18 protein-coding genes are annotated in these 20057 nt (G+C 60.4%); 16 read left to right on the top strand and 2 right to left on the bottom strand.

Going from position 1 to position 20057, the window contains the following annotated elements; genetic code table 11:
- The first annotated feature begins 69 nt into the window (after positions 1-69).
- The 4 genes from DCS96_RS16280 (at position 70) to DCS96_RS16265 (ending at position 5878) form a co-directional block, all read left to right on the top strand.
- Positions 70-840: a (Fe-S)-binding protein gene (locus DCS96_RS16280; RefSeq protein WP_116475466.1), complete on the top strand. Its 771-nt coding sequence runs from the start codon at positions 70-72 to the stop codon at positions 838-840.
- Positions 833-2251: a LutB/LldF family L-lactate oxidation iron-sulfur protein gene (locus tag DCS96_RS16275; RefSeq protein ID WP_116475465.1), complete on the top strand. Its 1419-nt coding sequence runs from the start codon at positions 833-835 to the stop codon at positions 2249-2251. The genes DCS96_RS16280 and DCS96_RS16275 overlap by 8 nt, the downstream gene beginning before the upstream one ends.
- Position 2252: 1 nt before the next feature.
- Positions 2253-2906 (top strand): LutC/YkgG family protein, encoded by a 654-nt coding sequence (locus tag DCS96_RS16270; RefSeq protein ID WP_116475464.1) that lies wholly within the window; start codon positions 2253-2255, stop codon positions 2904-2906.
- 170 nt (positions 2907-3076) lie between these two features.
- Positions 3077-5878, top strand: a complete 2802-nt coding sequence (locus DCS96_RS16265; protein WP_116475463.1) for an FAD-binding and (Fe-S)-binding domain-containing protein — start codon at positions 3077-3079, stop codon at positions 5876-5878.
- Between the two features lie 31 nt (positions 5879-5909).
- Here the strand turns inward: DCS96_RS16265 and DCS96_RS16260 are convergent, their stop codons facing one another.
- Positions 5910-7721: a hybrid-cluster NAD(P)-dependent oxidoreductase gene (locus DCS96_RS16260; protein ID WP_116475462.1), complete on the bottom strand. Its 1812-nt coding sequence runs from the start codon at positions 7719-7721 to the stop codon at positions 5910-5912.
- A gap of 98 nt (positions 7722-7819) precedes the next feature.
- Here DCS96_RS16260 and DCS96_RS16255 point away from each other — a divergent pair, with 98 nt between their 5' ends.
- Complete coding sequence (locus tag DCS96_RS16255) at positions 7820-8170, top strand: RidA family protein (RefSeq protein WP_116475461.1); 351 nt, start codon at positions 7820-7822, stop codon at positions 8168-8170.
- Positions 8171-8248: 78 nt separating this feature from the next.
- On the opposite strand, the gene gdhA is transcribed toward DCS96_RS16255, so the two are convergent.
- Positions 8249-9601, bottom strand: coding sequence for an NADP-specific glutamate dehydrogenase (gene gdhA / locus DCS96_RS16250; RefSeq protein ID WP_116475460.1), 1353 nt, complete (start codon positions 9599-9601; stop codon positions 8249-8251).
- Between the two features lie 221 nt (positions 9602-9822).
- On the opposite strand from gdhA, the gene gspE reads away from it, so the two are divergent.
- Genes gspE through gspD form a run of 11 tightly spaced genes read left to right on the top strand, consistent with a single transcriptional unit; the run spans position 9823 to position 19960 of the window.
- Positions 9823-11535 (top strand): type II secretion system ATPase GspE, encoded by a 1713-nt coding sequence (gene gspE, locus DCS96_RS16245; RefSeq protein ID WP_116475459.1) that lies wholly within the window; start codon positions 9823-9825, stop codon positions 11533-11535.
- A gap of 1 nt (position 11536) precedes the next feature.
- Positions 11537-12757: a type II secretion system F family protein gene (locus DCS96_RS16240; RefSeq protein WP_116475458.1), complete on the top strand. Its 1221-nt coding sequence runs from the start codon at positions 11537-11539 to the stop codon at positions 12755-12757.
- A gap of 10 nt (positions 12758-12767) precedes the next feature.
- Positions 12768-13196, top strand: coding sequence for a type II secretion system major pseudopilin GspG (gene gspG, locus DCS96_RS16235; RefSeq protein WP_116475457.1), 429 nt, complete (start codon positions 12768-12770; stop codon positions 13194-13196).
- 1 nt (position 13197) lies between these two features.
- Complete coding sequence (locus DCS96_RS16230) at positions 13198-13623, top strand: GspH/FimT family pseudopilin (RefSeq protein ID WP_232818303.1); 426 nt, start codon at positions 13198-13200, stop codon at positions 13621-13623.
- The gene (locus DCS96_RS16225) at positions 13616-13999 is read left to right on the top strand and encodes a type IV pilus modification PilV family protein (protein WP_116475455.1); all 384 of its coding nucleotides are present in this window, start codon (positions 13616-13618) and stop codon (positions 13997-13999) included. The genes DCS96_RS16230 and DCS96_RS16225 overlap by 8 nt, the downstream gene beginning before the upstream one ends.
- On the top strand, positions 13996-14682 hold the full coding sequence (locus tag DCS96_RS16220) for a prepilin-type N-terminal cleavage/methylation domain-containing protein (RefSeq protein ID WP_116475454.1): 687 nt from the start codon (positions 13996-13998) through the stop codon (positions 14680-14682). Before DCS96_RS16225 ends, DCS96_RS16220 begins: the two co-directional genes overlap by 4 nt.
- Positions 14672-15574, top strand: a complete 903-nt coding sequence (locus DCS96_RS16215; protein ID WP_116475453.1) for a type II secretion system minor pseudopilin — start codon at positions 14672-14674, stop codon at positions 15572-15574. The genes DCS96_RS16220 and DCS96_RS16215 overlap by 11 nt, the downstream gene beginning before the upstream one ends.
- A 12-nt stretch (positions 15575-15586) precedes the next feature.
- Positions 15587-16663, top strand: coding sequence for a PilN domain-containing protein (locus DCS96_RS16210; protein ID WP_116475452.1), 1077 nt, complete (start codon positions 15587-15589; stop codon positions 16661-16663).
- Positions 16660-17274: a type II secretion system protein GspM gene (gspM, locus tag DCS96_RS16205; protein WP_116475451.1), complete on the top strand. Its 615-nt coding sequence runs from the start codon at positions 16660-16662 to the stop codon at positions 17272-17274. Before DCS96_RS16210 ends, gspM begins: the two co-directional genes overlap by 4 nt.
- Complete coding sequence (locus tag DCS96_RS16200; RefSeq protein ID WP_116475450.1) at positions 17271-17804, top strand: DNA utilization family protein; 534 nt, start codon at positions 17271-17273, stop codon at positions 17802-17804. The genes gspM and DCS96_RS16200 overlap by 4 nt, the downstream gene beginning before the upstream one ends.
- 14 nt (positions 17805-17818) lie before the next feature.
- Positions 17819-19960 (top strand): type II secretion system secretin GspD, encoded by a 2142-nt coding sequence (gene gspD, locus DCS96_RS16195; protein WP_116475449.1) that lies wholly within the window; start codon positions 17819-17821, stop codon positions 19958-19960.
- The last annotated feature ends 97 nt before the right edge of the window (positions 19961-20057 follow it).

Raw genomic sequence — 20057 nt, 5'->3', positions numbered from 1 at the left:
CGGCATCCGCGTTCTGCCTGTGCTGATGTCTGAACCTGAATGAAAGCTGTTAATTAAAGGAATTGCCTTATGTCGTCCGCTATTCGCATCTATCCGGCCAAACCCGCCAAGGTGTATGTCTACGCCACCTGCCTGGTGGACATGTTTTCCCCCCAGAGCGGGCTGGACGCCATCCGCCTGTTGGAACTGGCCGGAGTCGAAGTCATCTATGTGCCCAAGCAGACCTGTTGCGGCCAGCCCGCCTACTCCTCCGGCTACGAAGATGATGCCAAGACCACGGCTCTGAGCCAGATGGCGCTATTTCCCGAGTCCTGGCCGGTGATCGTGCTGTCCGGCTCCTGCGGCGGCATGATGCATCACCACTATCGCCGGCTGTTTGCCGGCAGTAAACTGGAGCAGGACGTGAATCAATTCTGTGATCGGGTATTCGAACTGACCGAATTCCTGGTGCAGGTATGCCGCATCCGGCTGCAGGATCAGGGACCGGCCACCTCCGTGGTGCTGCATACCTCCTGCGCCGCGCGGCGGGAAATGAAGGTCCATGTCACCGCCCGCCAGCTGCTGGACCAGCTGGATCAGGTGGAACTGCGCGAGCAGGCCTACGAAAGTGAGTGCTGCGGCTTCGGCGGTACCTTCTCGGTACGCCATCCGGCGATCAGCGAAGCCATGGTGCAGGACAAGACCCAACACCTGAACGACACGGGTGCCTCGCAGCTGATAAGTGCCGACTGGGGTTGCCTGCTCAATATCAACGGCGCCCTAGAATTCCAGGGTAAAAACCTGCAAGGCACACACCTGGCCAGTTTCCTGCTCGGCCGACTGGAGGGCGATCATGCATAACCGACCCCAGCTGTTTCACCCCCAGGCCGAGGCGGCACTGGCCAATAAGGAACTGCGCGCCAACTTCCGCGGTGCCATGGACTACCTGCGCGACAAGCGCCAGGCCGCCTTCGCCGATCCGGACGAAGAAGCCGCCATCCGCGACCGGGCCGAGGCCATCCGCAGACGCTGCCTGAGCAAGCTGCCCACACTGCTGGAGCAGCTGGAAGCCAACTGCATCGCCAACGGCATCCGGGTGCACTGGGCAGAGGATGCGGCCCAGGCCAATGCCATTTTCACCGATATCATCCAGTCCCACGGCGGCACCCTGGCAGTCAAGGGCAAGTCCATGGTCAGCGAAGAAATCGAGCTCAACCATGAGCTGGCCAAGGAAGGCATCAGCTGCCTGGAAAGCGACATGGGCGAATATATCGTCCAGCTCGGCAACGAGACGCCGTCGCATATCATCATGCCCGCCATCCACAAGAACAAACGCCAGGTGGCGGATCTGTTCGCCGAGCATGTGCCCGGCTTCAGCCATACCCTGGATGTGGATACCCTGATCCAGACCGGCCGTAATGTGCTGCGCCAGAAATTCCGCGAGGCCCAGGTGGGCATATCCGGGGTCAATTTCGCGGTGGCCGAGACCGGTACCCTGTGCCTGGTTGAAAACGAAGGCAACGGCCGCATGTGCACCACAGTGCCCGAAGTGCATATCGCCGTCACCGGCATCGAAAAGGTGGTGGAGCTGCTGGCCGACGTACCACCGCTGTTCAGTGCCTTGACCCGCTCCGCCACCGGCCAGGCGATCACTACTTACTTCAATATGATAAACGGGCCGCGCAAGGACGATGAGCTAGACGGCCCGAAAGAGGTACACCTGGTGCTGCTCGACAACGGCCGCAGCCAGGCCTTTGTGGATGAAGAAATGCGCCAGACTCTGCAGTGCATCCGCTGCGGTGCCTGCATGAACCACTGCCCTGTCTATACCCGCATCGGTGGCCACGCCTACGGCACCGTCTACCCGGGCCCCATCGGCAAGATCATCTCGCCCCACCTGATGGGGCTGGAGGCCACCCAAGAGCTGCCTACCGCCTCCAGCCTGTGCGGGGCCTGCGGTGAGGTGTGCCCGGTGCGCATCCCCATCCCCAACCTGCTGCAGCGGCTGCGCCGCGAGGCCAAACAGGATCCCCGCCCCGGGGTGCCGGCCCTGCGCGGCCAAGGGGCGGCCAAGAACAGGCTGGAGGCCTTCGTCTGGCGCAGCTTCGGCCTGCTCACCAGCAAGCCAGCCCTGTACCGCATGCTGAGCTGGTGCGCGACCCGTTTCCGCGGGCTGATCCCCAACCGATTGGGCCCCTGGACCCGCTGCCGTACCGCCCCCAAACCCGCCGCCAGGACCCTGCGCGAGCAGATGGCCAAGAGGAACAAATAAGATGTCGACTGCCCGAAACGCCATTCTCAACCGGCTGCGCCAGGCCGGTGCCCAACCACTGCCGGTCAACAACCCGGACTATCCGCTCTGGCATCCGAGCAATCCGGACGAGTTGCTGGAGCGGCTGAGCGAGCTGCTGAGCCAGAATCATGCCGAGGTGATCAGGCTGAACCGTCGCGAATTGGTGGCGACCCTCAAGGACCATATCGAACAGGCCGGACTCAGGCGCATTGCCACCGGCACCGGTGGCGAATTTCTGGTGGAGATCACCCAGGCGCTGACCGGAAGCACCGAACAGGTACCCTTCACCCGCCCCCTGGAACAGTGGAAAGAGGAGCTGTTCAGCCAGGTCGACGCGGGCATCACCGGCTGTCACGGTGCCATCGCCGCCACCGGTAGTCTGGTACTCTGGCCGGATGCGAGTGAACCCCGTACCCTGTCACTGGTGCCACCCTGCCATATCGCCATCCTCAAGGCCTCTACCCTGTATGCTAACCTGCCAGCGATGATGGCCGACCAAGGCTGGGCCAGGGGCATGCCCACCAACCTGCTATTGGTGTCCGGCCCTTCCAAGACGGCGGATATCCAGCAGACCCTGGCCTATGGCGCCCACGGCCCGAAACAACTGCTGGTGCTGCTCCTGGAGGACGCCTGATGACCGCCCAGTTACCGCAGCGGGCCCTGGCCTGTGGCGCCCACGGCCCGAAACAACTGCTGGTGCTGATCCTGGAGGACGCCTGATGACCGCTCAGTTATCGCAGCGGGCCCTGGCCTGTGGCGCCCACGGCCCGAAAGATTTTTAGTATTGACCCTAGAGGACACCTGATGGAACAGAGTTACCGCCTGCTGGCCGATGAACTGGCGCAGTGTCTGCCCGCGGCACGCATCATTTCCGACCCCTCCCTGTGCCTGGCGTACGGCACCGATGCCAGCTTCTATCGCCTGCTGCCCAGGCTGGTATTGCGCCTGGCAAGCCTGGACGAGGTGGTTCGAGTGCTGCAGCTGTGCGGGAAACACGGTATTCACTGCACCTTCCGCGCCGCCGGTACCAGCCTGTCCGGCCAGGCCATCTCCGACTCGGTGCTGATCACCCTCACCGATGACTGGCGCCGGCATCAGATCCTGGACGACGGCCTCCTGATCAGCCTGCAACCCGGGGTGATCGGTGCCGACGCCAACCGCTACCTGGCGCCCTTCGGCCGCAAGATAGGTCCGGATCCGGCCTCTATCAACAGCTGCAAGATAGGCGGCATCGCCGCCAACAATGCCTCCGGCATGTGCTGCGGCACGGCCCAGAACTCCTACCGCACCCTGGCCGGCATGAGCCTGGTGCTCGCCGACGGCAGCCGGCTGGATACCCGGGATGCACAAAGCAGAGCCCGCTTTGCCGAGCAAAAACCGGAACTGTTGGCCGGGCTGGCGCAGCTGAGCGAACAGGTGAAGGCCAACCCCGAGCTGGCCGAGCGCATCCGCCATAAATACCGGCTGAAAAACACCACCGGCTACAGCCTGAATGCGCTGGTGGACTTCGAGGATCCCTTCGATATGCTCAGCCATCTGATGATAGGCTCGGAAGGTACCCTGGGGTTTATCGCCGAGGTGACCTATCACACAGTACCCGACCATGCCTTCAAGGCTTCCTGCCTGCTGGTCTACCCGGAGATAGAAAGCACCTGCCTGGCGGTCACCGCCCTGGCCAATACCCAGGTAGCGGCGGTGGAATTGATGGACGGCCGGGCCCTTCGCTCCATCGCCGACAAGCCGGAAATGCCGGATTTCATCAAAGGTCTGGATCTGGAAGCGGCCGCCCTACTGGTAGAAATACACGGCGACAGCGAAGCCGAGTTGTTGGCCCGCTGCGAGCAGGCCATGCAGGCGGTTTCCGGCTTCAGGCGACGCAACGAGGTGCCCTTTACCCAGGACAAGACCACCTGTGCCACCCTGTGGGCCATGCGCAAGGGGATGTTCCCGGCGGTAGGCGCGGTGCGCGAAACCGGCACCAGCGTAATCATCGAGGACGTGGCGTTCCCCGTGGAACAATTGGCACCGGCGGTGCGTCAACTCACCGAGCTCTTTGATCGGTTTGGCTATGACGAGGCCATCATCTTCGGCCATGCCCTGGCCGGCAACCTGCATTTCGTGTTTACCCAGGGTTTCGATTCCCAGGCGGAACTGGATCGCTACGGCGGTTTTATGGACGCGGTTGCCCGGCTGGTGGCGGTCGATTATCAGGGGTCGCTCAAGGCCGAGCACGGTACCGGCCGTAATATGGCCCCCTATGTGGAACTGGAGTGGGGCAAGGAGGGCTATGCCCTGATGCAACGCATCAAGGCGCTGTTCGATCCGCACAGCCTGCTCAACCCGGGGGTGATCCTCAATGACGACCATCAGGCCCACCTGAAAGATCTCAAACCCCTGCCCGCCGCCGACGACATCGTTGACAAGTGCATAGAGTGTGGCTTCTGCGAGGCGGTGTGCCCGTCCCGGGACCTGAGCCTGACCCCCCGCCAGCGCATCGTGCTCTATCGTGAACTACAACGGCGGGAGGCAGCCGGAGCCATCATCGACGACACCCTGCACCAGGTATTCCAGTATCAGGGGGTGGATACCTGCGCCGCCACCGGCCTGTGCGAGCAGCGCTGCCCGGTGGGCATCAACACTGGCACCCTGGTGCGCAAGCTGCGCACCCATCACTACCGGAAATTTCAGCCTATCGCGCGCTGGACCGCGGAGCACTTCGCCGCCACCACAGGCGCAGTCAGGCTGGGACTGGCCGCGAGCCGGCTGGCCGACAAGGTGTTAGGTGACAGGGTCATGAGTAGACTGAACAGCGGCCTGCGCACCCTCAGCCATAACAAGGTACCGCTGTGGCTGCCGGAAACCCCGACCGCCAACCGCCACCAGCCCCACGGCACGGCTCGGGGCAGGCCCAGGGTGGTGTATTTCCCTTCCTGCGCCAGCCGCACCATGGGCCAGTCGCCCCAGGCCAGCGACCAGCGCCCCTTGACCGAGGTGACCTTGTCGGTACTGGAAAAGGCCGGCTTCGATGTGATCATGCCCGGGACACTGACACAACTGTGTTGTGGCATGCCCTATCAGAGCAAAGGCATGGCGGAACTCGCCCGGGAAAAGGTCGACGAGCTGGAAGCCCGGCTATGGCAGGCCTCGGAACAAGGCAGATGGCCGGTGCTGATGGATACCAGTCCCTGTGCCCAGCACAGCCAGGAAGGCTTCAGCCTGCCGCTCAAGGTGTATGAGCCGGTGGCGTTTGTGCTGGAACAGGCCGCCGACCGGCTCGAACTGGAACCGGTTGATGAAACCCTGCTGCTGCATATCACCTGCAGCAGCCGGCGGATGGGGCTGGCCGACAAGATGCTGCAACTGGCTCGTCGCTGCGCTACCCGAGTGGTGGTACCCGAGCATATCGAATGCTGCGGCTTTGCCGGTGACAAGGGCTTCACCACCCCCGAACTGAATGCAGCGGCGCTGAGCCCGCTCAAGGCCCAGGTGCCGCCCGGCTGCCGCCGAGGTATCAGCAACAGCCGTACCTGTGAAATCGGCCTCAGCCACCACAGCGGCATCAACTACGAGTCGATCCTCTATCTGGTGGATGAAGCCAGCCGGTAATCGTCGGGCCAAGGCCCGGCAACCAGGGCCCTTATTCCAGCTCCACATCCGTTAGCGGCACGCAGCAGCAGGCCAGGATAACCCCGGCCTCCCGTTCAACCCTGGACAAGGCCGGCGCATCCGGCTGGACCACCTCGCCCGTTTTCAGGCTCTGCTTGCAACTGCCGCAGATTCCGGCCCGGCAGGACCAGGGCAGGTTGATGCCCTGTCCTTCCGCCTGAGTCAGCAGATCCTGCTGGTTATTGCCGGTAAACTCCTGTCGGCCCAGCCGTATCTTCACCGCCCGTGTTTCACGTGAAACATCCGATGCGACCAGGCCACCGAAACTCTCCCGGGCAATCTGCCGGGCAGGCACACCCAAGGCCTGCAGCCAGGCGCCGGCCTTATCCATGAAGTCTGCCGGTCCGCACTGATACACCTGTCTTTGCTGCAAGTCCGGGATGCCGACCAGGTGGCCCGGCTCAAGCCGGCCGGAAGGCCCGGACCAGTCCCGCCCCGGCCGGGTCAGGATAAAGATCAGGCGCAGGCCCGGATGAAGGGCGGCCAGCGCGGTCAGTTCTGCGCGTGCGGGAATATCCCGTTCCTCGCGGCAGACATGCATAAAGACCACATCCTGCAGCTGATCGAGATCCGCCATGGCCCGCACCATGGACAGCATGGGCGTGACGCCCGAGCCCGCCGACAACAGCAGGTAGCTGGTCGCCGGCTTTAAACAGAAGCTGCCCGCCGGCGCATGGGCCAGCAGTTGGGAGCCGGGCTGCAGGACGCGCCCCAGCCAGTTGGACACCAGACCATGCGGATGGCGCTTGACACTGATGCCGTAGCGACCTGGACGGGTCGGGCTGGAACTCAGGGTGTAATGGCGCAGATGCCGCTTGCCATCGATATCCAGGGCTACCGGAAGATGCTGACCCGGCTGGTAATCGGCCAGCGGCTTGCCGTCCAATGCTTCCAGCCAGTAGGTGTCCATATCCCGGGCCAGCGGCTCCCGTTCGACACAGAGCAAGGCACGCCGTTTGGGAGCCGCATCCGGATAGTCCGGTGCCGGGGCATACTCCAGCACTTCTACCTCATCCCCTGCCCGGATTTCGCCCTCGTTGAGCGCCACCAGGTTTTGGCCGAAATAGACCTCGCCGTCGTCACCTCGACGGTAGCGGGTCAGAGTGGCAAGCGGCTCTTTCATACGGTTGAAACGCCCACTGCCCGGCTCTATGGTGGTCATGATGCAGCGACTACAGGGCTTGGCTACCCGGAACTCCACCTCGCCGATACGGATCCGCCGCCAGCCGTCTTCTTCGAATGGTCGGGTACCCGCTACCACCAGGTTGGTGCGAAACTGGGACATCTGCTGCACGGCATCGGCCCGCAGGTTGAGATCCGCAAGCGAAGCCTGTGAGATCAGCAACAGCGGATAGCCATCGGCAAAGCCGACGCGGATACCCTGCTTTTCCCGATAGCGGCCGGACTGCTCTCCCACCCACAGCAGCTGCACCGGCTCACCGGCAACCCGACTGAACCAGGCGTCATAATCCGGGTGGGTGCTCCAGGCGCTAAAACTGTCGCTCCAGACCCTGGTGGCCACCGGCTGGCACTTGAAATCCGCCACCCGCACCTTCAATCCGGGCAGCCCGGGATACTCGACGCCGAGTCCGTCGGCGGCCCGGCTCACCAGTACCTGTTGTAACCGGGGATGGGTACGGGCGGTCACAAAAGTGCCGTCGGGTCTGGCCAGCATATAGCGGCGATCACCTTGCAACCCTTCTCGGGACACCCAGGCTTCGGACACACGGATGGCCGCCGCCGATTTGATGGGATACAGATACAGATCGCTGATCAACGCCATACTTTTCGCCTCGCTCACACAAAAAACAGTTCAGGCCGACAGCCTTTCCATAAGCTGCTAGGATATACCGCCATCTTTATCGCATAAAAGGAGTATTAATGACCATTACACGTCAGGAAGTCGGTCAGCGGATGAGCCGCATCGTCAAACACAATGGTACCATTTACCTCTGTGGTCAGGTCTGCAAAGACGCCACCCAGGATATTACCGAACAGACCCGCACCATGCTGGAAAAAGTGGATGAGCTGCTGACTCAGGCCGGTTCCAGCCGCGAGCATATGCTGTCCGCCACCATCTACCTGAACACCATGGCCGACTTCGCCGCCATGAACGCGGTTTGGGATGCCTGGGTACCCGAGGGTCATGCCCCGGCCCGCGCCTGTGTCGAGGCCGCCATGGCCCGTCCCGAGCTGCTGGTGGAAATTTCGGTGGTGGCCGCCGAACGATAGGCATCCACCCTGGCGCTGAAAAAAGTAAAGCCCGGAAAACCGGGCTTTTTCACATCATGACAGTGGCATGGGCTGAGCTTACACCACGCCCTGCTCTATCATGGCGTCGGCAACCCGACGGAAACCGGCGATGTTGGCGCCCAACACCAGGTTGTGGGGCTCACCGAACTCGGCTGCGGTTCCGCTGGCGCTCAGGAAGATGTTCTTCATGATCACCTTCAGCTTTTCGTCCACTTCCTCGAAACTCCAGCGCTGCATGCTGGCGTTCTGGGCCATTTCCAGCTGGCTGGTGGCCACACCGCCGGCGTTGGCGGCCTTGCCCGGGCCGTAGCAGATTTTGGCATCCAGGAACACTTCTACCGCATCCTGGGTGGACGGCATGTTGGCGCCTTCGGACACACCGATAACACCGTTGGCCACCAGGGCCTGGGCATCGGCTTCGGACAGCTCGTTCTGGGTGGCACAGGGGAAGGCCAGCTCGGCCGGTATACGCCATACCGCGTTGCCGTCTGCCGGGTAGTCGGCGGCGGGGATGAACTTGGCTTCCGGATGAGCGGTCACGTACTCGTTCAGACGCACCTTGCGTACTTCCTTGAGCTCTTTCAGGGTCTCCAGGTTAATACCTGTTTCGTGGTAGACAGTCCCGCTGGAGTCGGAGCAGGTCACCGGTCGGGCCCCCAGCTGATATAGCTTCTCGATGGTGTAGATGGCCACGTTGCCGGCACCGGATACCAGGCAGCGCTTGCCGGCCAGGGTGTCACCCTTGGCTTCCAGCATATACTGGGCGAAGTAGACGCAACCATAGCCGGTGGCTTCCTTGCGCACCAGGGAGCCTCCCCACAGCAGGCTCTTGCCGGTGAACACGCCGTCGTAGTTGCCGGTCAGACGCTTGTACTGGCCGAACATATAACCGATCTCGCGGGCTCCCACGCCGATATCACCGGCCGGCACGTCCGTGGTCGGGCCGATATGACGATACAGCTCATTGATAAATGACTGGCAGAAACGCATGATTTCGCCGTCAGATTTGCCCTTGGGATCGAAGTTAGCGCCCCCCTTGCCGCCGCCGATGGGCAGGCCGGTCAGGGCGTTTTTGAAGATCTGTTCAAAACCGAGAAACTTGATGATACCGGCGTTGACGCTGGGGTGAAAACGCAGGCCGCCCTTGTACGGGCCCAGGGCCGAGTTGAACTCGATGCGGTAACCCTTGTTCACCTGCACGTTGCCCTGATCATCGACCCAGGGTACCCGGAACATGATCTGCCGCTCGGGTTCGACTATGCGCTCGATAATGGCGTGTCGCTTGTATTGCTCGCTGGTTTCGAGGATAGGCTGCAATGAGTCCAATACTTCCTCTACTGCCTGATAGAATTCTGCTTGTGCCGGGCTGGTTTTTTGGAGTCTGACGATGGTGTCATGGATATAGGTCATCACCTGTCCTTGTTATTATGTTTTAAAAGTCCTATCTGAGACACAGATTGGGGCGCCCATTGAAATATGAAAACCGGGACGCCGTCAATGGTAACCATATAAATAAATATTCTTAAATTTAAAATATTTATACAGCACTCCCCATAATGTCTGACCCACCCTCCCCCTGTGCCAGGCCAAAGCCGTCTATGCTTTATCTGTATGCCCAGGGAGGGAGCAGTATGGACACGGGACAGCAGCCGTTAACAGGCCAGGAGTCGCTGGGACAGGCGCTGCTCAAGGCCGGACATATTACCGAAAAAGACCTGCTGCGTGTCGAGCGAATGCGCAACAGCCAGCCTGGCACAGCCCCGCTGACCTCACTGCTGCTTAACCTGGGCATGGTGTCCGAACGGGATTTGGCCAGGTGCCTGGCGGAGATAACCGCATTACCCCTGAGCCGGAGCGATGAATACCCCTTGTCATCGCCCATCGACACCCCCTTGTCCTACCGCTTCCTGAAAGAACACCAGCTGGTCCCCTTGCGCCAGGAACAAGACGCCCTGGTGGTGGCCATCGCCAATCCCCGGCATGACTTTGCCATCAAGGCCCTGACCATGGCTTGCCAGCAGCCGATCCGGCTGCAGGTAGGCGTCGGCTCGGAGATAGCGACGGCGATAGAAAAGTTCTACGGGGAGGGTCAGAGCCAGATGGGCGATATCATGTCGTCGGTGGATCAGCAGGACGAAGGGGAAGAAAGCATAGAGCAGCTGAAGGACATGGCCAGCGAGGCCCCGGTGATCCGCCTGGTGAACCTGATCATCCAGAAAGCGGTGGAACTGAGGGCCTCCGATATCCATGTCGAGCCCTTCGAAAACCGCCTCAAGATCCGCTATCGCATTGACGGGGTAATGCAGGAAAGCGAGGCGCCGCCGGTCAACATGACGCCGGCCATCATTTCCCGCATCAAGATCATGGCCCGGCTCAATATCGCCGAGCGACGGCTGCCCCAGGACGGCCGTATCGAGCTGAAAATCCAGGGGCAGGATCTGGATATCCGGGTCTCTACCGTGCCCACCATGCATGGCGAAAGCCTGGTGATGCGCTTGCTGAACCGGGAAAGCGTGGTGCTCGACTTCGACACCCTGGGCTTTGCCGATGACACCAAGACCAGGCTGCAAAAGGTGCTCAAAATCCCCCACGGCATGGTCATGGTCACTGGCCCCACCGGCAGCGGCAAAACCACCACCCTGTACACGGCGTTAAATCAGCTCAATACCATAGAGCGCAAGCTGATCACGGTGGAAGACCCTGTCGAGTATCAGCTGGAGGGGATCAACCAAATCCATGTCAAACCCGGTATCGGGCTGACCTTCGCCAGCGCCCTCAGATCCATAGTGCGCCAGGATCCGGATGTGATCATGGTAGGGGAAATGCGCGATCTTGAAACCGCCCGCATCTGCGTACAGTCGGCGCTCACCGGCCACCTGGTACTATCCACCTTGCACACCAATGATGCCGCCAGCAGCGTTACCCGGCTATTGGAAATGGGGGTGGAAGACTATCTGCTCACCTCCACCCTCAATGGGGTGATCGGTCAACGGCTGGTACGGGTGCTCTGCGCCCACTGCAAGGAAGAGTACAGCCCGCTACCTGAGCTGGTTAGCGAACTCAGGCTCACATCATCCAGGCCTGGCGGCAACATAAGGCTGTACCGGCCCACAGGCTGCAACCGGTGCGCCGGTACCGGCTACCACGGTCGGCTGGCCATTCAGGAGCTGCTCACCATGAATGACGACATTCGCAAGCTGGTTCTAAGCCACGCCGACGCCGGCAAGATCCAGCAGACCGCGATTAACAGCGGCATGCGAACCATGTACGGCGACGGCATTCAAAAGGCGTTGGCCGGGCTCACCAATGTGGAAGAGGTGATCCGCGTCACCCAGGAGTCCTGAGATGGCGCTCTATTACTTCAAGGCGGTCAATCAGCAGGGCGAGACCCAGGAAGGGCGGCTGGAAGGCAGCAATCAGCAGGCCATAGTGCACCTGCTGCAGCACAGGGGCCTGATCCCCCTTTCGGTAGAGCCGACGAATGGCCATCAGGGTAAACCGGCAGGCTTCAGCCTGCGACTGACAAAAAAGGCCGTGGGTGAACGCCAGATCCAGGTACTGACCCAGGACCTGGCCGCCCTGCTCAAGGCGGGTATCCCACTGGAGCGGGCCCTGGGCATCATGATGCAGGTACGCAACAATCCCGCCGATATCAAACTGCTCGGACAGATCCAGGAAGGGGTGCGCCGCGGCCAGTCCCTGTCCCATGTGCTGGCCGAGCAGGAGGCCGCCTTCTCCCATTTTTATCTCAACATGGTCAAGGCCGCCGAAGTGGCCGGTACCCTGGAGCAGGGGCTGACTGATCTCGCCATCTATATGGAGCGCAGCCGCCAGCTCAAGGAAAAGGCGCTATCGGCCCTGCTCTACCCGGCCATACTGCTGCTGGTCTCGGCCGCCTCCCTGCTGATCATCCTCACCTATGTCATCCCCCAGTTTCAACAACTGTTTGCCGATATGGGCCAGACCCTGCCACTGGCTACCCGGGTGGTGATCGGGGTCGCCGAATTCCTCAGGGATATGGGACTCTGGCTGCTGCTGGCGCTGTTGCTGATACTGATTGCCGGACAACGCCAGCTGCAGCGGCCCGAAAAACGGCTGGCCTGGGATGGCTTCCTGCTTCGGCTGCCGCTGGCGGGCGAACTGATCAGGCGGCTGGAAGTGGCCCGCTTCAGCCGCAGCCTGGGCACCCTGATGAAAGGTGGCGTGCCCCTTCTAAACGCCCTGAACATCGCCAGGGATACCCTGGTCAACAGCCAGATGACCAGGACCCTGGCCGCCGCGGCAGACAGCCTGAAGTCGGGCAAACGCCTGGCCGCCCCGCTGCTGGCATCGGGGCAGTTTCCCCCGCTGGCGATACAGATGATCCAGGTGGGGGAAGAAACCGGGCAACTGGAGGAGATGCTGCTCAAGGTGGCGGATACCTACGACCGGGAGGTGGAAAATGCCATTCACCGACTACTGACCATACTGGAGCCGCTGCTGATCGTCGGCCTGGGTATCATCATCGCCGGTATCATCATCTCCATCCTGGTGGCGATACTCAGCATCAGCGAACTGCCTGTATAGGGAGGTAACTGTGTATAACAGGATCCGTCATTTCTTGCTTGGTTTTACCCTGTTGGAACTGCTGGTGGTACTGGTGATCCTCGGCCTGCTGGCCAGCCTGGTCGGCCCCCAGGTATTCAAACAACTGGGGGGCTCCAAGACCAAAACCGCCAGCCTGCAGATTAAGGAGCTGGGTACGGCGCTCGATCTGTACCGGCTGGAAGTCGGCCGTTACCCCTCCTCCTCCGAGGGACTGGAGGCCCTGCTCACCCGACCCACCGACACCCGCGGCTGGAACGGCCCCTACCTCACCAAGAAAAATATCCCCCGGGATCCCTGGGGCAACGACTACCAGTACCGCAATCCGGGCCAGTATGGCGAATACGATCTGTTCAGCCTGGGTTCGGACAACCAGGAAGGCGGCGAGGGTGAAGCTCGGGATGTGGGCAGCTGGGAATAACGTGAAGCGCGGCTTTACCCTGCTGGAGCTCCTGGTGGTGCTGGTAATCGCCATGCTGGCACTGGCGGTGGTGACGCCCAGGTTTGCCGCCCTGCTGCCCGGCGTCGAGTTGAAAGTCTATAGCCGACAAACCGCAGCCCTGCTGCGGTTGGCGCGCAGCCAGGCCATCAGCCGGGGGGAAGAGGTGGCCCTGAACTTAGATGCAGAGGCACGGGAAACCCGGGTAGCCGACAATGTCTATCCCTGGCCGGATAATATCGGGCTGCAGCTGCAGCCGACAAACGACTCCCAGGCGGCACAGCCCCCATTGCTTGTTTTTTATCCGGACGGCAGCGCCAGTGGCGGCATGGTTATCGTCTCGTCCTCGTCCCGGCAATACCTTATCGAGGTCAACTGGCTGACCGGGAAGGTAAACGTACATGAATAAGGCCCGCGGTTTTTCCCTGCTGGAAGTACTGGTGGCATTCGCGGTGCTGACGGTCACCCTGGGCGTTTTGCTACAACTCTTCTCGCTTGCTACCCGTACCGCCCAGGTGGCCGGAGAACAACAAATGGCGCTGTTGCTGGCCGAGTCCAAGTTGGTGGAACTGGCCGCCGGCCGGACCCTGCAAGCGGGACGAGACCAGGGTCGCTTCGATGACAAATACTGGTGGCAAACACGAATCGAGCCATTCGATCTGCACCAGATGACCGACCAGGATACCCCCTTGGTGCCCTACCGGCTATCGGTAACCGTGGGCTGGGGAAGGGAACAGGCTCTCAGCCTGTCCACCCTGCGTCTGGTCAGGGAAGCCGGGCCATGAAGAAGCCACGCGGCTTTACCCTGCTGGAACTGATGGTGGCGCTGATGCTGCTGACCCTGCTGGCCGGCCTGATCTTCAGCGGTTTTCGCCTGGCGAGCAGGACCTGGGAAACCGTCAATACCCACAGTGTGACGATCAGTGAAGGAGTGCAGGTACAGCATTTCCTGCGCCGCCAGCTGGAACAGGCCATATCCATGGATATCTGGGATCCGGCAGACAACCAGCTGCTGTCTTTTCAGGGCACCGAAAGTGAACTGATCTTCCTGGCCCCCCTGCCGCAACAGCTGCTGACATCCCGGCCGTCAGCAAGCGTGGCACAAAATGCCTGGTTTTATCTGGCTCTGGACGAAACCGATCCACAGCGTCCACTACTGCAACTTAAAACCCAGCCCTTCGGTCAGAATGAGAATGAACAAAGTGTGGACTGGGCTTTGCTGCAGTCAGACTTCCGAACACAAGGGCTGATAGCACCGCTGCTGACCCTGTCCGTCGATGGCCTGACCCTGTCCTACCGGGCCAAGGAGACAGACACCCCGCCCGACTGGCAGCAGGAATGGCTGAATGAAGACAGGTTGCCGGAATTGATACTGCTGCAGATGGAGGACGACCGGGAGCAGGGTGTCTGGCCGGCGCTGATGGTTACCCCCAGGAACAATGTATATGAGACCAAAGATGACTTCTGACCGGCAGCGGGGCATAGCCCTGGTCAGCGTACTCTGGGTGCTGATGCTGCTGACCCTGCTCGCCACCAGCCTGTCACTGACCAGCCGAAGCCAGGGGCAACAGAGCAGCAATATCGTTGGTGCAGTACAGGCTCGCTACCTCGCCGAAGCAGGTATACAACTGGCGCTGGTCAATCAGGGAATGACCGAAGCACAAAGGCCCTGGCTGGCCGATGGCAGTCCCTATCTCGTGCCGATGGATGGCAACGAAATCTGGATCGCCATCTTCAACGAAAGCGGTCTCATCGATCTGAATACCGCCGGTCCGGCATTGCTGGATGGCCTGCTGAGGACCGCCGGAGTGGAAGACCACCAACGCGCCGAGCTGGTGGACGCCATCCAGGACTGGCGGGACAGGGATGACCTCAGGCGGCTCAACGGGGCAGAATATGACGACTATCGGACTGCCGCTCGGAATTATGGTCCCCGAGATGGTCCCTTTGAAACGGTAGAAGAGGTTCGCCAGGTATTGGGGATGACCCGGGAGATCTATCGGAATATCCGTCATAGCCTGACCGTCCGTAACCCCCGCAACGGCATCAATCCCCTGTATGCACCGCGCCAGGTGCTGCTGGCCCTGCCCGAGATAGATGAAACTCAGGTTGAGCAGTTTGTCGAAAACAGGCGTAGCAACCATGAGCAGGGTCTGCCCCCCCCAGCCCTCCATGTCCTTCCCCGGCAGTTCCTGTATGGTGGCCCTCCCAGCGTCAACTACACTATCTATACGGAAGTCCGAATGGATACAGGTAGTCGCTACCGCCTTTCCGCCTCCCTGCGCTGGCGGCATGGACAACCAGAGCTGGAACAAATAACAAGAGAAAAAGTACCGTTATTTGCCAAGCCCGACTCGTAATGGAGATTCCCTATGGATGGGGAAAAGTTAACGCATAGCCTGCAACACTGGGGCCAGCCCCTGCTCCAGACAGTATCCGGATGCTGGCACTGGTGGACTGGCCAGCTGTTTGCGTTGCTGCCAGCCCGGATGCGTAGCTGGCTGTTCAGGCACAAACAACAACTGATCGTCCACCTTGAGCAGGGCCGCTACCGGCTGGTGTCCGGTTCTCTCGATAGCCCGCTGGAGCTCGAAGGTCAACCAAGCAGGGAGCAAAAACAGTTACTGGCCCAGGCCGAACAAATCCAGCTCTACCTGCCCATCACCGAATTGCTGTATACCCGGCTCCGGCTCCCCGCCATCACCGCCGCCAAGCTGAGCAATGTGCTGACCTTCGAAATGGATAAACATACCCCTTTTCAGGCTCAACAGGTCTATTTTGGCTATCGCATACTGGAGTGGCAAAAAGACAACGCCTTGATCCTGGTCGGGCTATTGCTGATCCCCAAGGCACGGCTTGATCCCCGGCTGGCCGAACTCAGGGAGATGGGCATACAGCCCTCCGGACTGCAGGCCGCCGATCTGCCGGACTCCCCCGTCATTCCCCTTAACTCCCCGAAAAATGCCGGGCTTAGCAAGGTACAACGCCTGCGTGCCCTCAACGGCATGCTGATACTGGTGATGCTGTTGCTGGTGATCGCCATCCCCCTCTACCAGCGCCAGGCCAGAATTGAATCACTGTCGGCCGAGCTGGCGATACCCAAGAGCCGGGCTGAAAAGACGGCTCAACTCAAGCAACAGCTGGAGGCGTTGCAGGCAAACCGATTATTCCTGGTGAAAGAAAAAGCAAGCGCCCCTTCCGTGTTGATGCTGCTTGATGAACTGACCCGGCTACTGCCGGACCATACCTGGCTCAATCACTTCGAACTTAACAAGGACTCGCTGCAAATAAGAGGAGAGTCGGCCAGTGCCTCCGAACTGATCGGCCAGATAGAAGCATCGTCGCTGTTTTATGATGTGCGTTTCAGCTCTCCGGTAACCAACAATCCGGCCACCGGTAAAGACAGATTCATGATGGCCGCCCGTTTTGGGGAAGAGGCGGCGCCATGAGGCTCGGTGCCAGACAACAACAGCTGGCCGCCGTCGCCATCCTGGTCTGTGCCCTGCTGCTGGTATTCATCCTGCTTATCCATCCCCTGTTCAGCCTGTTTATCCAACAGGGCGCCACTCTGGACCGGCTAGAAAACCAGCTTAGCCACTACCGGCATTTGTCCGATGATCTGGAACAGACCGAACTGACCCTGCAGAGGCTGCAAAGAGAAAATCCCAGTGCCGAACTCTACCTGCCCGAAACCCGCCCCTCCCTGTCCTCCGCCTGGCTGCAACAGCACCTTAACCAACTGGTCAGCCACAGTGGTGGTCAGCTGGTCAGTATTCAAAACGTCGAACTCAAAACCATGACCCCGCTTCCTGGTATCGCCATCAGGGTGCATCTGAGGGGAGAGATAGGACAGCTGGTCCCCCTGTTCCATGCCCTGGAATCCGGCCGGCCCATGTTGTTTATCAACGACCTGGTGATCTCGGCCAGCCACAGACGCAGAAATATCAGGGTCATCCGTAATCTGCCGATCAACCGACGCCGGGATCCCAGCTACCAGAACATTCCCTCCCTGGATATCCGCTTCAATTTGCTTGGTTACAGCCAAAAGAGGGTGCCATGAACAGCCTGCTCGGTCGTCTGCTGATTATCACCTTGCCGGCATTGCTGGCCTTGCCGGCTGATGCCCAGCCGAACAGCGATAACGGAACGGGCCAGCCGGCCTACCCTCCCCTTGACAGTTTTCAGGAAATCATCGTCCGTCCCTTGTTCGACGACCGCCGCCGTCCCCGGCAAACCGAAGATAGCGATGACACCAGCGAAACGGCGGCGGCGCTAAAGGAAAAATGGCGGCTGACCGGGGTGGTATGGAAGGGCGAGCAACAACTGGCACTGCTTAGTCAACGCCGGGGCGAAGCTCGCCTCCGGCTTGAAGCCGGCATGTACCTGGATGGGGGCTGGCAGCTGGAAGAAATACAGGCCGAGGCCGTTATCCTGACGGATGGCGAGCAGCAGCTGCTGTTGGAGCTCCGGGAGCCCAGGCGGCTTCCGGAGCCGGAAAGCATAACCAAGCCAGATCCGCAGCAGGAAAAGCCGGAGCAACACGCAAACACCAAAGCGGCAACCGAAATAAATAATGACAACCAGGGATAACAGCGAGTGCCACTATGACAACTTCACACCAAACAAAATGGCTGTTTACCGCCCTCGCCAGTGTCGTGTTAATCGCCTGTACCACACCCACCGGGGACAGGAGTGCCATGGACAAACCCTGGAGTACACCCGGCTCCGCCGGTAACAGGGTTCAGGTACGAGAACCTCAGCAAAGCAGTCCTCGCCCTCCCCAGGTACAAATTCAGGCTGCAGAAAACCCGGTCGCCCGACAAAACCGATCCGAAATCTACCGGGGGTCAGGCAATTTCGTCAATCTGGGACAAGCCGGCCGGGTGGCGGCAGTTGAACCGGAGCCCGGCGATATCACACTTAACTTCCAGGGTTCGGATATTGCCGAGGTTGTCAAAACCATACTGGGCGACATACTACAGCTGAACTACAGCCTGGATGACAGGGTACGCGGTCAGGTATACCTGCAAACCAGCCGCCCTATCACGCGGGAAGCCCTGCTGCCCACCCTGGAAAGCCTGTTACATACCCACGGCGCCGCCCTGACCCAGCGCAACAACCTGTTCGAGATAGTGCCCGCCACCGAAGTGCCTCCTGCTTCCCTGAACCCTCGCCTGGCACTGGCCGCCGAACGGGGCTACCAGATGCTGATCCTGCCCATGCGCTACATAGGCGCCCGGGAAATGGAAAAGATCCTAGAACCCATCAAACCCAGTCAGGGGGTACTGGTGGTAGACGACAGACGCAATATACTGACCCTGGTTGGCACCCGGGATGAACTGCAAAATATCCGCGATACGGTCGGCATTTTCGATGTGGATCAGCTGAGGGGCATGTCGGTCGGCCTGTTCCGGCTGCAGGCCACCAGCGCCGACATCATGGTCAACGAGCTGCAGGCCATATTTGGCGATCAGGCCGAAGGTCCGCTGGCCGGCATGGTCCGTTATCTGCCCATAGAGCGGCTCAATGCCCTGCTGGTGATCACCCCCCAGGAGCGCTACCTGACCGATGCCCGCATCTGGATAGAACGGCTTGATCGGGCGGAAAATCCCCGAGGCCTGAATATGTATGTATACCATGTGCAAAACGGCAGAGCCGACAACCTGGCCGAATTGCTGGATCAACTGTTTGAACATCAGCGCAGAAACAGCGTTAGCAACGACAGGGGTCGCCCTGAAGCCGCTTCCTTAAAAACCAAAACAACAGAGTCGTCATCACGGAGTCGTCCTGAGCCTTCATCTGCAAACACGACTGCTAACCTGGCTGGCCTTCAGGGGCCCAACCTGGGTGTGGGCGATGTCAGTATCATCGCCGATCTGGAGCGTAACGCCCTGGTGGTAATGGCCTCCAGCAACGATTATGAAAAGGTGGAGCAGGCCATCAAGCGTCTGGATATCCAGCCGTTACAAGTTCTGGTAGAAGCCACCATAGTGGAAGTCAGCCTGGAGGACGAACTTCGCTATGGCCTGCAGTGGTTCTTCAAGCACAACCTGGGAGGAGGCCGTACCGGGGTCGGCGCCGTCGGCAGCCTGCCCATTCCCTCCCCCTTCGATGGCGGCGTCGCGGCCTCGGCGACCTATGAAGTCTTCAATGCCAGCGGCACCCGTGCCCTGCTGACCGCCCTGGCCAGCGACTCCAAGCTCAATGTGGTGTCTTCACCCTCATTGATGGTGCTGGATAACCACACCGCCATAATACGGGTCGGCGACCAGGTACCGGTGCGTACCTCGGAAACCACCAACACCAGCAGCGACAATCTCAATATCACCAGCAATATCCAGTTCAAGGATACCGGGGTACTGCTCGAGGTAACCCCCAGGGTCAATGCCGGCGGCATGGTGGTGTTGGAAATAGCCCAGGAGGTCAACGATGTGGCAAAAACCACCACCTCGGGTATCGACTCCCCCACCATCACCCAGCGCAAGATAGACACCCGGGTAGCAATTCAGAGCGGAGAAACCCTGGTGCTGGGGGGGTTGATCCGGGAAAACAAGACTCAGGACAGCCAGGGAGTTCCCGGTCTCCGTCATGTACCGATCCTGGGCTGGTTATTCGGCAGCAGCGGCACCAATGTCAGACGCACCGAACTGGTGGTGCTGATTACCCCTACCGCAGTCACCAATCAGCAGGATGCCCGCTCTGTCACCCAGGAATACCGGAAAAAGCTGAAAGGAGTCACAATGTAGGTGTGCCAGGACACCAGCAGGTAAGGGTTTTTCGGCATCCCGGCAAGGGCATTCAGTAGCCAAGTTCTCGGTTTTTCATTAATGAATGAACAAAACG

Origin of the sequence: Zobellella maritima, from assembly GCF_003075035.1 — a bacterium.
Taxonomy (GTDB): domain Bacteria; phylum Pseudomonadota; class Gammaproteobacteria; order Enterobacterales; family Aeromonadaceae; genus Oceanimonas; species Oceanimonas maritima.
Note: the sequence above shows the minus strand (reverse complement) of the source record. Positions and strands in the feature narration are given on the sequence as shown.

What these genes read in the sequence shown, in the direction of transcription:
- DCS96_RS16280 (WP_116475466.1), top strand. Translation starts at nt 70, where the DNA reads ATGTCGTCCGCTATTCGCATCTATCCGGCCAAACCCGCCAAGGTGTAT.
- DCS96_RS16275 (WP_116475465.1), top strand. Translation starts at nt 833, where the DNA reads ATGCATAACCGACCCCAGCTGTTTCACCCCCAGGCCGAGGCGGCACTG.
- DCS96_RS16270 (WP_116475464.1), top strand. Translation starts at nt 2,253, where the DNA reads ATGTCGACTGCCCGAAACGCCATTCTCAACCGGCTGCGCCAGGCCGGT.
- DCS96_RS16265 (WP_116475463.1), top strand. Translation starts at nt 3,077, where the DNA reads ATGGAACAGAGTTACCGCCTGCTGGCCGATGAACTGGCGCAGTGTCTG.
- DCS96_RS16260 (WP_116475462.1), bottom strand. Translation starts at nt 7,721, where the DNA reads ATGGCGTTGATCAGCGATCTGTATCTGTATCCCATCAAATCGGCGGCG.
- DCS96_RS16255 (WP_116475461.1), top strand. Translation starts at nt 7,820, where the DNA reads ATGACCATTACACGTCAGGAAGTCGGTCAGCGGATGAGCCGCATCGTC.
- gdhA (WP_116475460.1), bottom strand. Translation starts at nt 9,601, where the DNA reads ATGACCTATATCCATGACACCATCGTCAGACTCCAAAAAACCAGCCCG.
- gspE (WP_116475459.1), top strand. Translation starts at nt 9,823, where the DNA reads ATGGACACGGGACAGCAGCCGTTAACAGGCCAGGAGTCGCTGGGACAG.
- DCS96_RS16240 (WP_116475458.1), top strand. Translation starts at nt 11,537, where the DNA reads ATGGCGCTCTATTACTTCAAGGCGGTCAATCAGCAGGGCGAGACCCAG.
- DCS96_RS16225 (WP_116475455.1), top strand. Translation starts at nt 13,616, where the DNA reads ATGAATAAGGCCCGCGGTTTTTCCCTGCTGGAAGTACTGGTGGCATTC.
- DCS96_RS16220 (WP_116475454.1), top strand. Translation starts at nt 13,996, where the DNA reads ATGAAGAAGCCACGCGGCTTTACCCTGCTGGAACTGATGGTGGCGCTG.
- DCS96_RS16215 (WP_116475453.1), top strand. Translation starts at nt 14,672, where the DNA reads ATGACTTCTGACCGGCAGCGGGGCATAGCCCTGGTCAGCGTACTCTGG.
- DCS96_RS16210 (WP_116475452.1), top strand. Translation starts at nt 15,587, where the DNA reads ATGGATGGGGAAAAGTTAACGCATAGCCTGCAACACTGGGGCCAGCCC.
- gspM (WP_116475451.1), top strand. Translation starts at nt 16,660, where the DNA reads ATGAGGCTCGGTGCCAGACAACAACAGCTGGCCGCCGTCGCCATCCTG.
- DCS96_RS16200 (WP_116475450.1), top strand. Translation starts at nt 17,271, where the DNA reads ATGAACAGCCTGCTCGGTCGTCTGCTGATTATCACCTTGCCGGCATTG.
- gspD (WP_116475449.1), top strand. Translation starts at nt 17,819, where the DNA reads ATGACAACTTCACACCAAACAAAATGGCTGTTTACCGCCCTCGCCAGT.